This is a genomic window from Candidatus Marinarcus aquaticus (assembly GCF_004116335.1).
Classification (GTDB): Bacteria; Campylobacterota; Campylobacteria; order Campylobacterales; family Arcobacteraceae; genus Marinarcus; species Marinarcus aquaticus.
In genome coordinates this window covers 381,205-394,996 of the sequence record NZ_PDKN01000002.1, presented here as the reverse complement: position 1 = coordinate 394,996, position 13,792 = coordinate 381,205, and the positions used below count along the sequence as shown (strand labels likewise).

The window sequence follows — 13,792 nt, the reverse complement described above, 5'->3', positions numbered from 1 at the left end:
TTAAGGACGATAAATGGGAATGGCGAAACAAGGTTTTTCAATTGCTCAAAAGATGAAGATTTTTGGTGCAGTTGTTTTTACTGTAGTCTTATGTGTAGGTATAATGAAGTACTATTTGGCTTCAGATGCAGATAAAAATTTTGACATTTACTCAAAAAAAGCCGTTGAAGGAAAATTTTTAGTTTTAGAAATTACCAATGAAATCAATGCAATCAGTCGCTCTATTCAGAGTATTTTTTTAGGTGATATTGTTGATGAAAATATTAAACACATTGAGGCAAGTAAAAGCAGAGTTGTCGAAGGATTTTCACAACTTTTATTAAGTGTTAAAAACACGCCCAATGAAGATAAGAAAATAAAAGCAGTACAAACGTCTAAAGAGAAAACACTGGCGTATATTGATTTTGGTTTACAAAGCGTTAAAAGTTTAGATCAAATGCAGTTAAACCAAGAATTACTCAATGAGGCTTATACCAATTACCGTATTAAGGCACTGCTTTTGGAAAAAAACAGTCAAGAAGCCTTTAAAAAGATCATACAAATGAAAGAGAAGGGTTTAATAAAACGAACGCAGATGTACCATAATCAAATGGATAACTTGATTTACTTTATCTTTTTAGAATCGCTTCTTGTACTGATTTTAATTATGGGATACTTAACAGTGTTAACAAAAAATATCTCACTCTCTTTAGAGAGATTTAAATTGGGTTTGATCTCCTTTTTTGAATTTTTGGATAAAAAGAGTCAACATATTGATCCAATCATTATTAAATCAAAAGACGAATTTGGTCAAATGGCTGATATGCTCAATGCAAATGTCAAAAAAATTGAAACCAATCTTTTAGAAGAACAAAAACTTATTGATGAAGCTTCAATTATTATTGGTCGCGTGAAACATGGTTGGTACAGCCAGACTATTGAAACACCTACGACCAATGAAACACTCAATACACTTAAGCAAGGTATTAATGAAATGATTGGTGCCACAAAACAACATTTTGTGACCATCAATGAAACATTAGAAGAGTATGCAAATTATAACTATAGACGAAAAGTAGTTGTAAAAGGGATTGAAAAAGGAGGAGTATTTGAGCTTTTAATCAGTGACATTAATAAGTTAAGAGATGCCATCAATACGATGCTTTTTGAAAGCAGACAAAATGGTCTTTCATTAGATCACTCAGCCACTACTCTTTTAAGCAATGTAAAAACCTTGAATCAATCTTCCAATGAAACGGCTGCACGACTTGAAGAGACAGCAGCTGCGCTTGAAGAGGTGACAAGCAATATTGTCTCTTCAACAGAGAACATTACACAGATGTCAAATATTGCCAACAGCGTAACTCAATCCGCCAATAAAGGGGAAGAGTTGGCAACAAAAACCGCAAGTTCAATGGATGAAATCAATGAAAAGGTCACCGCAATCAATGAAGCGATTAATGTGATTGATCAAATCGCCTTTCAAACCAATATCCTCTCTCTTAATGCCGCCGTTGAAGCAGCCACTGCAGGTGAAGCAGGAAAAGGGTTTGCTGTTGTTGCACAAGAGGTTCGAAACCTTGCAAGCAGAAGTGCGGAAGCTGCTAAAGAGATTAAAAGTTTGGTTGAAGATGCCAATATAAAAGCCAATGAAGGTAAAATGGTCTCAGATGAGATGATTAAAGGTTATGTGCATTTGAATAATGACATCAACCAAACCATCAGCTTGATTTCGGATATAGCCGTATCTTCTAAAGAGCAAAAAACGGGTGTACAACAAATTAATGATGCCATTAACAACTTGGATAAACAAACTCAAGAGAATGCTGCAGTGGCCAGAGTTGCAAATGATATAGCACAAAAAACTCTGCATATCGCCAAAGATATTTTAAGTAACACCGACTCAAAAGAGTTTGAAGGAAAATCTGAACACATACAAGACGTTACAAAAGAGCACAAAAAAGAATCTAAAATAAATGAAGAAAAAACAAACACTGAAAATATCAAACAAGATGATAATCCTGATGAATGGGAAAATTTTTAATCTTTGTATAAAAGTTTTAAACTTTTATACGGGGATAGTTTGGTTATAATACTTTTTTGGGAGAGTATATGAGCTATTTTGATATTTTTATTTTTGGTTGGAACTTAAACGCATTTATGTTTGTGGTCAATATGCTTTTAGCAATTCGAGTTATTCGTTCAAAAGATCCAGAAGAGTTGGAAGAAGAGAATGAACAACTCCAACGTTTAAAAGAGGAGTTTGACTCTTACTATCCTAATCGACGATATGAAACCTTAGCAACCTACCTGATTCCTTTTACAGCATTTTTTAGAATGAGTTTTCGTATTTTAGAGATGCTCTCTTTCTTTTCAAGAAACAGTGGCACAACGATGTATGACTTTATGGTCTACAAATACGTCTCAGAAATCAATCGAGCAAAAGAACAAGACTAATCTTTAGGGTTATAAAGTGTTAATTCATACAACCATTCAAAAAGCTCTAAACTTGCTTCATAAAACTCAAAATGTTTATCAATGGCTTTTTCACTGAAAAACGTTTTATTGGGCTTATAACTCATTTGTGTATACAAAGCATTAAACTTACTTAAATAAGCATAAGGTTGTTCTTCATTAAATCCTTGTGGAAATCGTTTATAGTGTGGTTCATTTATTTTAATCCCAGCTTTTTCATACTTCTGTAAAATATCATGCAGTGCTTTGGCATGTTTTTCATTTTGTATATATGAGCGATACTTTTTAAGTAAAGGTGGCTTAAAGGTACGAATCCCAGTTGCAAGAAAGACTTCACTTGAAGTGTAGTGCATATAAAAGCTGGCACTTTGCATTCGATGGCTTGCTCCTTGCCAGAAAAGTATTCCAATCTTAGTCTTAATGGGAGTTTTATCATGAGAGAAACGAGTATCACGGTAGATGCGAAAGAGTGATCCTGATACTTTGGGCAACGCTTTAATAAAAGGAGCTAAAGCAATCAGGTGCTCCCCCATCTCTTCTACATAGGCTTTATTGGGTTTGAGTATCAGCTCTTCCCAACGATGACGGTTGTTTTCAAACCAGACTTTATTGTTGTTTTGTTTTATCTCATCTAAGAACGCTAACGCTTGTGGGTTAAAACCAACAAAAGACACTACGCAACCTCCTTTACAATGTCCAATATTATTTTATAAAGATTTTCTACGGATTGAAGCTCTACTTTTTCTGCTTTTGAGTGAGGGTTAAAGATGTTTGGACCTATAGAAGCTACTTTAATGTTAGGAAACTTATCTTTAAATAGTGCGCACTCTAAACCTGCATGAATGGCTTCAAGTGAGGCTTCAGGAGAGTGTTTTTTATAGATTTCCAAAACTTTATTGGTAAAGTCATTGATATCTGGTTTCCAGGCTGGGTATTTTCCGCTGGTTCGTGTTGTAAAGCCAAATGACTCCAACATACATACTGTTTCATCTTTAATACGTTTAAGCTCATCATTATCCATAGAACGCGCACTCAGTTCAAGCGAGAGTTCATCAATCCCTGTATGCACTTTAGCTAAATTAATAGAAGTAAGCACCACATTTAACTCTTTATCAAATCCTCGTACACCGTGTGCAAAAGAGTAGATAAAATTAATAACGGCATCATCATAAACACTGAAGTGTTCACTTGGATCTTTGACTTTGTTGATGGTTATATTTTCATGTGTGGCTTGTGGAGCAGTATTACTTGCAATGATGGCTTTAACATTCGCTGGAATTGAGTTTATTCGCTCACCTCCATTGATATCTAAAAGCTTTGCGTTACACTCTTTAATCGCTTTTGCCATAAGTTTAATGGCATTAGGGATTTCTTGGTGTATATTGACTCCACTGTGACCTCCAGGAAGGTTGGTCAGTTCAATTTCGTATAAATCAAGGTTTTCAGTGTTGGCAACAATGCTTTTATTTGAAGTTGATGCAAAAATATCCACACCCCCTGCACAGCCGATACAAATCTCACCTTCGCTCTCACTGTCAATATTAAGCATCTGTGTGGCTTGCAGTTCAAACTCAATGCCATTGGCTCCAATAAGCCCAATCTCTTCATCACTCGTAAATAAAAACTCGCAATCATACCCTAACTGCATGAGTCGAAGCATATATGAACACCCCATACCATTGTCTGCACCTAAAGTTGAGTCTTTGGCTTTATAAAAACCATCTTCTTCAATGATTTGTGGTACACATCCATCGCTTAAACAGACAATGTCATAGTGGTTTTGAATACACAGTTTGGCTTGGGAGTTAGCTTTTTTACATAAGATATTATTGACACTATCAACCATACACTCATATCCATGTTCATTGGCAAATGATTTTATAAACTCTATAAAGGGTTGATACTCTTTTGAACATCGTGGAATAGCTGTGATTGTTTTAAATAGGTTCAGTACTTCTTGCATATAAATCCTTCAAATTTAATGGTTGATTATATCTAAAATAGTTTTATTTCAAAAATATTTTTACTGTTTTCTTTTACATTATCTTTATAAAATAAATGGTAAAAATACACATATCTATTTATTAGTGTTACAAAAAGTAGCATATTGGTTTAAAATATGGTATAATTTTTCAACTATAAGGAGGCAAGATGCGACAAGATAAAGTATTAATTAAAATTGGTGATTATTTAAATATTAATGAACTTGAGAGCTATAATAAAAGTCGACTAGAAATTTCTAAAAATGATTTAGAAAAATTATTAGGAAAAATATTAACTGTTAATGAGTGCAATTTACAGATTGAACAATTAGAAACAAATAACTACATTAAAAACTTTGATAGTTATTTTAGTGATCCAAATTTATTTTATTTGACTGAAGATGCTTTTGATAGATACAAAAGTATAAAAATGCAGAGAGGGTATTATTTAGTACTTTTTATTGAGCTTTTAAGAGAACTCTTACCTTTATTGATAAGCTAAAAGCTTTTCGCTCTACTTTCTTTCTCCGTAAAGAAAGTTAGCTTGTGCTTGCACTCTCTTTGAGAAAGAACCTCCTCAACGGCTTCAGAGTTTGCTAAAGCAAATACCTTCAAATCAAAAAATATTTTATTCGTCTGCGGAACTCGTCAAATAAAGTGCGTTGAGCACTTTTTTCTCCTCAAACAGTCCTCGACTTTTCCCATAAAATATTTTCCACATTTGCGCTCTTACAGGGATTGAGTTTTTTCTTCCATACGTTACTCTATGAAGTCATCTAAGTTTACTATTGACAAAAATGTTTGGGCGATAGCTACTTGGGCAGTTAAGAAAAAGAAGCTTAGTTACCCGTATGTTTATTTGGTTTGGAAATTTGTTGTGGTATGTCAATGCCTAAAAACAGCGCTTTTGCGCTACTTATTCTCGCGTTGAGAAAAGTAGCAAAGCGTGACCTCCGAACGGAGGCACAAGAGAGATTCCAAAGCAAGGCTTTGGCATGTGTTATGAATAATAATTATATAAAAAGTTCTTCAAAAGAAGTTTATATACTTACTTCTCTTGACCCGCTAAATACTCATGTGCCATATATGAACTTCTAGCATAAGGCGTACTGTGTACAAACTCAAATCCCATGTCTAAAGCAGTTCTTTTATATAAAGCAAACTGTTCAGGGGTTACAAACTCTTTTACTTTCTCATAATCGCCTGATGGTGCTAAATATTGCCCTATACTTAAGAACTTACAGCCTACATCTAAAAGGTCTTGAAAGACTTGAACCATCTCTTCTTGTGTTTCACCAAGTCCTACCATTAAAGCACTTTTGGTTTTGATTTTATCTCCACCTAGTTCTTTGAGTCGTTTAAGCACTTGCAGTGAACGCTCATACGAAGCATTTTTTCGTATTTTATACAGACTTGGTACGGTTTCGATGTTGTGCCCAATAATGACTGCCCCTGAATCCACCACGCGTTGAAGTGACTCCTCTTTGGCTTTAAAATCAGGGATTAAAATCTCCACTTGCGTATCAGGTGATTCTTTTAAAATCGCTTGTGTTACACGGTAAAACTGTTCTGCTCCACCATCTTTTAAATCATCTCGTGCTGGACTTGTGATAACTACAAATTTTAGTCCTAAATGTTTGACTGAAGTCGTTACCTTCTCTATTTCACTTAAATCAACTTCCGTAGGAAGTCCTGTATGCACATTACAGTACGTGCAACGTCTGGTACAGATGTTTCCTAAGATTAAAAATGTGGCATTTTTATTGGCAAAACACTCACTGATATTAGGGCATTTTGCTTCTTGACAAATCGTATGCAAACCACCCACATCTTTTAAAAGTGTTTCCATCTCTATTTGTGCTGCTGGCGTGATTCGTTTACGTAACCATTCTGGCTTTTTAAAATTAACTTTTTTAGTTGTCGTCATTGTCATATCAGTCCTTTAAAATATCATTTAAATATTGTTCTTCTTCGTCGTTAAGCTCATCATCAATAAGCTCACACTCAAATGTTTTTTCAAAAGCATCTTTCAGTTTGTCTATACAGGTTTCAAAATCAATATTTACATCAATATCTTGTAAAGAGTGTCCAATTTTTTGATCTACTTTTGATGTAAACAGTGGCACTGAACCGTGTTGAAAAATCATATTTTTTGTACGCTTTTGTGCATTTCCACCTATTTTAACACCATTTATTATTATATCATAAGCCTCAAATCCTACTTGACAAAACTCACTTTTACTCAAATTGATTCCCTCTAAGTCTTTTGCATAGTGTGCATTCAAACCAAGCGATGCATAAAAAGTCAAAAGAAAAGAACAAATTTGCTCGTAGCTCTCTTTAACACTTAAATTTTTAAATTCTTCACTGGGTAAGACCAAGCTGTATGAGACGTCATGTCCATGAAATAAAACACCTCCACCGGTCATACGTTTGGCGCTATTGTTTTTGAATTCTTCAAATTTTGTGTTATAATCATCTAATATTTGCGATACACCGATCGTAAATGATGGTTGCCAAGTATAGAGTCGAAAAATAGGTAGATGATCTTTTTTATAAGTCAGAGCCAATGCTTTATCAACTGCCATATTTTGTGCAGCATCCAACGCTTCTGTTCTTATAAATCGTAACTTCATCCCTTTTTTCATGACTTCTCTTTGTTTTGTTATATACAATTATAATTTAATATTAAAATCAGGTTTGATTTTTATGGTCAATTATAACGATTATTGAAAGATAATCCTAATATTGTAAAGAGTAGTTTATTTCTTTAAGAAAAGATTTATATATATGAACAATATGTGAAAAAAGGTACATAAAACGTACATTTTTTGTGATAATTGAACTTAATTATCATAATTAGGATATATAAAAATACTATTTCTTAAATGAAATTTAATTTTTTTATATAAATTTTTCAATTTTATTATGTGAGATAAGTTCAATTTATCTGAAAAATTGAATTTCCTTATGGTAAATTGTTAGTCTAAAACAGTAACAGTGGAATAAGTTTATTAGAGTATTATTTTAATTCAACAAGTTAAAACTAATTTAAGTATTAACCAAAATTACAATGAAAGGGAACATAGATGTCTATTTTGAATTTAGAAGATGTTGATCCATCTGAAACGCAAGAATGGATAGAGGCATTAGAAGCACTCATCGAAGAGGAGGGGAGTGAACGAGCTCACTACATTTTAGAAAAGCTCATCGATAAAGCCAGAAGAAGTGGTGCGTATTTACCTTACAGCGCTACAACTGCGTATGTAAACACAATCCCAGTTGATCAAGAACCTGCTATGCCAGGCAACAGAGATTTAGAGAGAAAAATCCGATCAATTGTAAGATGGAATGCACAAATTATGGTGCAAAGAGCATCAAAAAAAGGTTTAGAACTTGGAGGACATATCTCGTCATTCCAATCATCTGCAACACTTTATGATGTATGTTTTAATCACTTTTTTAAAGCACCAAATGATAACGATGGAGGAGATTTAGTATTCTTCCAAGGACATATTGCTCCAGGTATTTATGCCAGAAGTTTCGTTGAAGGACGAATTTCTGAAGAGCAAATGGATAACTTCAGACAAGAGACGCATGGAAAAGGTCTCTCTTCGTACCCACACCCAAAACTCATGCCTGATTATTGGCAATTCCCAACAGTATCGATGGGACTTGGACCAATTCAAGCAATCTATCAAGCGCGTTTTTTAAAATACCTAACTGATAGAGGCATTAAAGATTGCAGTAATCAAAAAGTATACTGTTTCATGGGTGATGGTGAGTGTGACGAACCTGAATCTTTAGGTGCAATTGGACTTGCAGGACGAGAAGGTTTGGATAACTTAGTATTTGTTATTAACTGTAACTTACAACGTCTTGATGGACCTGTACGAGGTAATGGAAAAATTATCCAAGAATTAGAAGGACAGTTCAGAGGTGCAGGTTGGGAAGTAACCAAAGTAATCTGGGGACGACAATGGGATCCATTATTAGAAAAAGATAAAGACGGAAAACTTCTTCAACTTATGGAAGAGACTGTGGATGGTGAATACCAAAACTTTAAACAAAAAGGTGGAGCGTATACACGAGAGCACTTCTTTAATAAACACCCAGAAACAGCTAAAATGGTTGAAAACATGAGCGATGATGATATCTGGAAACTCAACCGTGGTGGTCACGACCCAGTAAAAGTCTATGCCGCATTTAAAAAAGCGCAAGAGACAAAAGATAAACCAACAGTAATTTTAGCTAAAACTGTAAAAGGTTACGGTATGGGTGAAGCAGCTGAGGGTAAAAATATTGCTCACGGTGTTAAGAAAGTTGATATGGCTTCATTAAGACAATTCAGAGACAGATTTAATATTCCAATTTCTGATGAAGAGATAGAAAAATTCTCGTACTTCAGACCAGCGGAAGATTCACCTGAAATGCAATACATGAAAGACAGACGAACAGCACTTGGTGGAGCAGTACCACAAAGACGAGAGAAGTTTACAGAGAAACTTGAATTACCTGCTTTAAGTGCATTTGATGCAGTATTAAAAGGTTCGGGTGATCGAGAAATTTCTACAACAATGGCTTTTGTAAGAGTTATTAATGTATTAATTAAAGATAAGAAAATTGGTAAAAGAATTGTTCCAATCGTTCCTGATGAAGCACGAACATTTGGTATGGAAGGGATGTTCAGACAAGTAGGTATCTACTCATCTGAAGGTCAAAAATATATCCCACAAGATAAAGACCAAGTGGCTTACTATAAAGAGGATAAAAAAGGACAAGTACTTCAAGAAGGTATTAATGAGTTAGGTGCAATGGGTTCTTGGACAGCTGCAGCTACTTCTTATTCTGTTAATAACTGCCCTATGATTCCATTTTATGTATTCTACTCAATGTTTGGATTCCAAAGAACAGGTGATATGTGTTGGGCAGCAGGTGACCAAAAAGCAAGAGGTTTCTTAGTTGGTGGTACATCTGGACGAACAACACTGAATGGTGAAGGATTACAACACGAAGATGGACACTCCCACATCATTGCAAACACAATTCCAAACTGTGTAACGTATGATCCAACATTTGGTTATGAGGTTGCGGTTATTACACTGAACGGTATTGAAAGAATGTACGGTGAAGCGCAAGAGGATGTATTCTTCTATCTTACAACACTGAACGAAAACTACAAACAACCTGCAATGCCTGAAGGCGTAGAAGAGGGAATCATTAAAGGTATCTATAAATTTGATTCTAAAAAAGCGAAAAACAACTATAAAGTTAAACTTTTAGGTTCTGGTTCAATCTTCCAACAAGTGTTAGCAGCTGCTGATATCTTAGCTGAAGAGTACGGTATTGCTTCAGATATTTACTCTGTGACTTCATACAATGAGTTAACTCGACAAGCACAAGATGTAGAGAGAAATAACCTCTTAAGCATTGATGGAGATGAAGTGCCATATGTAGACCAAGTGTTAGGAAATGATGATGAAAATATTATTGTATCTGCAACAGACTACATGAAGTCATACTCTGAACAACTTGTACCGTTTGTAAAAGGTAGCTTCAAAGCACTTGGAACTGATGGATTTGGACGAAGTGATTCAAGAGCAAACTTAAGAAACTTCTTTGAAGTGGATACAAACTTTATTGTATTTACAACATTAGCACAACTTGCAAAAGCAGGTAAAGTAAAGAAATCTGTTGTAACTGAAGCAATTAAAAAATACAATATTGATACAACTAAAATCAACCCAGTAAAAGCGTAAGGAGTAAATGATGAGTACTATTGTAGATGTTTTTATTCCTGATTTAGGTGATGACAAAGACGTTGATTTAATTGATGTCATGGTCAGTGTGGGTGACACAGTAGAAGTTGAAGACGGTCTGATTACATTAGAGACTGAAAAAGCTTCTATGGATGTTCCAACAACTCATTCAGGTGTGGTTAAAGAGATTTTGGTTGAGACTGGAATGAAGGTCAATTCTGGTGATTTGATTGCCAAAATCGAAGTAGCTGATGATGCTTCATCGAAAGAGACTAAAGAAGAAGCTCCTATTGCTAAAGATACGCCGGCTCCTGCAGCTGCGGTAGCAACACCTAGCAGTTCATCAACTCCAGATTTAGCTGCAGCTAAAGCAGAGCTTGAAGCAGTATCAGCAGCGAATGCTGAAGTTTCATGCCAATTTGTAAATGAGCAAACCATTTGTTCAGTGGTAGAAGAGGTGCATGTTCCTGATTTAGGTGATGATAAAGATGTTGATTTAATTGATGTCATGGTCAGTGTTGGTGACGTGGTTGAAGCAGAAAACGGTTTGATTACATTAGAGACTGAAAAAGCCTCTATGGATGTTCCTGCACCATTTGCTGGAGAGGTCATCGAACTCTTTGTTGAAGCGGGAATGAAGGTTAACTCAGGAGATTTGATTGCAAAAATGGTTAAAACCGTAGTCATGGAAAACAAAGTTCCAACGCCTACTGCTCAACCAGTTGAAACAAAAAAAGAGGAACCTTCAAAAGCACCTGCCACACTGCAAGCTGCTGTTGCAACTTCGGTAGATTCAGGTGAATCTAGTGTATTAAGTAAAAAAGCAAGTAAAGTATATGCTTCTCCATCAGTTCGAAAACTGGCACGTGAGTTTGGTGTGGATTTAGGATTTGTAAAAGGTACAGGACGAAAAAATAGAATCTTAAAAGATGATATTAAAGCGTATGTAAAAGAGCAACTCAATAAACCTGCAACTGCTGCTGGAGGAGCTGGTCTTGGATTTAACTTGCCAGAAGCCAAAGAGATTGACTTCAGCCAATTTGGAGATATTGAGTCTGTTGAGTTAAGCAGAATTCAAAAAATCTCTGGTCCAAGTTTGCACAGAAACTGGTTGGCAATGCCACACGTAACGCAGTTTGATGAAGCAGATATTACCGAAATGGAAGAGTTCAGAAAAGCTCAAAATGCTATCGCAGATGGATTTAAACTTTCACCATTGGTATTTGTGGTTAAAGCCGTTGCAAAAGCATTGGCAATTCACCCTAAATTTAACGCTTCATTAAGTACAGATGGTCAAACATTGATTATGAAAAAGTACTTCCATATTGGTGTTGCCGTGGATACTCCAAACGGATTGGTGGTTCCAGTTATTCGTGATGCAGATAAAAAAGGGTTTAAAGATATTGCTTTAGAGTTAGCAGAACTTTCACAAAAAGCACGAGACGGTAAGTTGAAATCTTCTGATATGCAAGGAGCTTGTTTCACAATCTCTAGCTTAGGTGGAATTGGTGGAACATACTTTACACCAATCATTAATGCACCTGAAGTTGCCATTCTGGGTCTTTCTAAATCAGAAATGAAACCAAAATGGAACGGTGAAACATTTGAACCAAGATTATCTTTACCGCTGTCTCTGTCGTATGACCACAAAGTAATTGATGGTGCAGATGGTGCACGATTTACTACGACACTGTCGAAACTGTTAAGCGACATTCGATTATTAAATCTTTAAGGAGCAGGAATGAGTACATTAGTAGATATTGTTATTCCTGATTTAGGAGATGACAAAGACGTTGACCTGATTGATATTATGGTGAACGTTGGTGATACAATAGAAGTTGAAGACGGCTTAGTAACTTTAGAGACTGAAAAAGCTTCAATGGATGTACCTTCTACTCACGCAGGAATCGTTAAAGAGATTCTTGTAGAAGTAGGAGCAAAAGTAAACTCTGGTGATTTAATTGTCAAAGTTGAAGTACAAGATGCAGTAAGTGAAGCGCCAAAAGAAGCCGTAGCTGCTTCTGCAGAAGCACCCAAAGCTTCAGCTTCATCTGAAAAAGTAGAAGTGAATGAGAGTGCGAAAGAGGTTAAAGGACAAGTGCTTGTCATTGGTGCAGGTCCGGGTGGATACTCTGCAGCATTTCGATGTGCAGATTTAGGTTTAGATACGATTTTAGTTGAACGACACCCAACTTTAGGTGGGGTTTGTCTCAATGTAGGTTGTATTCCTTCAAAAGCACTGTTGCACGTTGCAAAAGTCATTGAAGAAGCAGAACACATTGAACACGCTGGAGTGAAGTTTGGTAAACCAGAAGTGGATATCAAAGGTGTAGCAGCCTATAAAAGTGGCGTAGTTAAAAAACTCACCGATGGACTAAAAGCCATGGCTAAAATGAGAAAAGTAACCGTCATTCAAGGAAATGCACAATTCATTGATGAGCACTCTGTGATTGTAAATCATACGGATAAAGAGGGGGAACAAACTAAAATTACATTTGACTCTTGTATTATTGCAGCAGGGTCTCAAAGTTCTAAAATGTCGTTTATTCCACATGATGACCCAAGAATTTGGGATTCAACCAATGCATTGGAAGTAAAAGAAGTTCCAAAACGACTGCTTGTAATGGGTGGAGGTATCATTGGGCTTGAAATGGGTACAGTATATCAAAAGCTTGGAAGTCAAGTAGATGTTGTTGTTCGTGGCCCTCAGGTAATGACAGGTACCGATAAAGACATCGTTAAAGTCTATACCAAAGCAAACGAAGAACGATTCAATTTTATGTTTAAAACGCAAACTCAAGCAATTATCCCAAAAGAAGAGGGTATCTATATTGAGTTCAAAGGGGATAATGCTCCTGCTGAACCTCAAATGTATGATGCTGTACTTGTTGCAATGGGGCGAACACCAAATGGGTTAAAAATTGGTTTAGAAAACACAGGTGTTGAAGTGGATGATTATGGATTTATCAGTGTAGATAAGCAAATGAGAACAAAAGTTTCTCACATCTATGCCATTGGTGATATCATTGGTGGACCAATGTTGGCACACAAAGCAGTACATGAAGGACATGTAGCAGCTGAAGTAATTGCTGGACATAAAGTCTTCTTTGAACCAAAACAAATTCCAGGAATTGCATATACGTTCCCAGAAATTGCAACAGCAGGTATGAGTGAAATTGAAGCTAAAGAAGCAGGTATTAACTATGAAGTTGCTTCTTTTCCTTGGAGTGCATCTGGTCGAGCCTTGGCTGCAGATGTTGCTGGTGCAGGGTTAACAAAGCTTATTTTCGATAAAGACACACATCAACTTATTGGTGGGGCAATTGTTGGAGATAATGCAGGTGAGCTTCTTGGAGAGATTTCATTGGCATTGGAAATGGATTGTGATGCAGAAGATATTGGTTTAACCATTCATGCTCACCCAACACTTCATGAGTCTGTTGGTATGGCTGCAGAAATCTTTGATGGAACCATCACTGATTTACCCAATGCAAAAGCAGTGAAAAAATAATATAAAATCTAAAAGCAAGAGTTATACTCTTGCTTTTATTGTTTTAAATCAAAAAAAATCTTTTTAGGCGCAGTATAATAAGTTCA

General features: G+C 35.8%; 10 protein-coding genes. 6 read left to right on the top strand and 4 right to left on the bottom strand.

Annotated features, from left to right (window positions below):
• Positions 1–13 precede the first annotated feature (13 nt).
• Both CRV04_RS04670 and CRV04_RS04665 read left to right on the top strand, forming a co-directional pair.
• Positions 14–2,023, top strand: a complete 2,010-nt coding sequence (locus CRV04_RS04670) for a methyl-accepting chemotaxis protein (protein WP_128995646.1) — start codon at positions 14–16, stop codon at positions 2,021–2,023.
• Between the two features lie 68 nt (positions 2,024–2,091).
• Positions 2,092–2,436 carry a hypothetical protein gene (locus tag CRV04_RS04665; RefSeq protein ID WP_128995645.1) on the top strand — a complete coding sequence of 115 codons (345 nt, stop codon included), beginning with the start codon at positions 2,092–2,094 and terminating at the stop codon, positions 2,434–2,436.
• On the opposite strand, the gene CRV04_RS04660 is transcribed toward CRV04_RS04665, so the two are convergent.
• The gene (locus CRV04_RS04660; protein WP_128995644.1) at positions 2,433–3,128 is read right to left on the bottom strand and encodes a TIGR02453 family protein; all 696 of its coding nucleotides are present in this window, start codon (positions 3,126–3,128) and stop codon (positions 2,433–2,435) included. The genes CRV04_RS04665 and CRV04_RS04660 overlap by 4 nt on opposite strands.
• Complete coding sequence (locus tag CRV04_RS04655; RefSeq protein ID WP_128995643.1) at positions 3,128–4,417, bottom strand: peptidase dimerization domain-containing protein; 1,290 nt, start codon at positions 4,415–4,417, stop codon at positions 3,128–3,130. Before CRV04_RS04655 ends, CRV04_RS04660 begins: the two co-directional genes overlap by 1 nt.
• Before the next feature lie 188 nt (positions 4,418–4,605).
• Between CRV04_RS04655 and CRV04_RS04650 the strand changes: the two genes are divergently transcribed.
• Positions 4,606–4,938 (top strand): hypothetical protein, encoded by a 333-nt coding sequence (locus CRV04_RS04650; RefSeq protein ID WP_128995642.1) that lies wholly within the window; start codon positions 4,606–4,608, stop codon positions 4,936–4,938.
• Positions 4,939–5,484: 546 nt separating this feature from the next.
• On the opposite strand, the gene lipA is transcribed toward CRV04_RS04650, so the two are convergent.
• Positions 5,485–6,369 carry a lipoyl synthase gene (gene lipA / locus CRV04_RS04645; protein WP_228126475.1) on the bottom strand — a complete coding sequence of 295 codons (885 nt, stop codon included), beginning with the start codon at positions 6,367–6,369 and terminating at the stop codon, positions 5,485–5,487.
• A 1-nt stretch (position 6,370) separates the two neighbouring features.
• Positions 6,371–7,084, bottom strand: a complete 714-nt coding sequence (locus CRV04_RS04640) for a lipoate--protein ligase family protein (RefSeq protein ID WP_128995641.1) — start codon at positions 7,082–7,084, stop codon at positions 6,371–6,373.
• Between the two features lie 441 nt (positions 7,085–7,525).
• Here CRV04_RS04640 and aceE point away from each other — a divergent pair, with 441 nt between their 5' ends.
• From aceE to lpdA, 3 genes are read left to right on the top strand one after another with little or no spacing between them, the layout of a single operon-like run.
• Positions 7,526–10,195, top strand: a complete 2,670-nt coding sequence (gene aceE / locus CRV04_RS04635; RefSeq protein WP_128995640.1) for a pyruvate dehydrogenase (acetyl-transferring), homodimeric type — start codon at positions 7,526–7,528, stop codon at positions 10,193–10,195.
• A gap of 10 nt (positions 10,196–10,205) precedes the next feature.
• Complete coding sequence (gene aceF, locus CRV04_RS04630) at positions 10,206–11,927, top strand: dihydrolipoyllysine-residue acetyltransferase (RefSeq protein WP_128995639.1); 1,722 nt, start codon at positions 10,206–10,208, stop codon at positions 11,925–11,927.
• 9 nt (positions 11,928–11,936) lie between these two features.
• On the top strand, positions 11,937–13,706 hold the full coding sequence (gene lpdA / locus CRV04_RS04625; protein WP_128995638.1) for a dihydrolipoyl dehydrogenase: 1,770 nt from the start codon (positions 11,937–11,939) through the stop codon (positions 13,704–13,706).
• The last annotated feature ends 86 nt before the right edge of the window (positions 13,707–13,792 follow it).

What these genes read in the sequence shown, in the direction of transcription:
- CRV04_RS04670 (WP_128995646.1), top strand. Translation starts at nt 14, where the DNA reads ATGGGAATGGCGAAACAAGGTTTTTCAATTGCTCAAAAGATGAAGATT.
- CRV04_RS04665 (WP_128995645.1), top strand. Translation starts at nt 2,092, where the DNA reads ATGAGCTATTTTGATATTTTTATTTTTGGTTGGAACTTAAACGCATTT.
- CRV04_RS04655 (WP_128995643.1), bottom strand. Translation starts at nt 4,417, where the DNA reads ATGCAAGAAGTACTGAACCTATTTAAAACAATCACAGCTATTCCACGA.
- CRV04_RS04650 (WP_128995642.1), top strand. Translation starts at nt 4,606, where the DNA reads ATGCGACAAGATAAAGTATTAATTAAAATTGGTGATTATTTAAATATT.
- lipA (WP_228126475.1), bottom strand. Translation starts at nt 6,369, where the DNA reads ATGACAATGACGACAACTAAAAAAGTTAATTTTAAAAAGCCAGAATGG.
- CRV04_RS04640 (WP_128995641.1), bottom strand. Translation starts at nt 7,084, where the DNA reads ATGAAAAAAGGGATGAAGTTACGATTTATAAGAACAGAAGCGTTGGAT.
- aceE (WP_128995640.1), top strand. Translation starts at nt 7,526, where the DNA reads ATGTCTATTTTGAATTTAGAAGATGTTGATCCATCTGAAACGCAAGAA.
- aceF (WP_128995639.1), top strand. Translation starts at nt 10,206, where the DNA reads ATGAGTACTATTGTAGATGTTTTTATTCCTGATTTAGGTGATGACAAA.
- lpdA (WP_128995638.1), top strand. Translation starts at nt 11,937, where the DNA reads ATGAGTACATTAGTAGATATTGTTATTCCTGATTTAGGAGATGACAAA.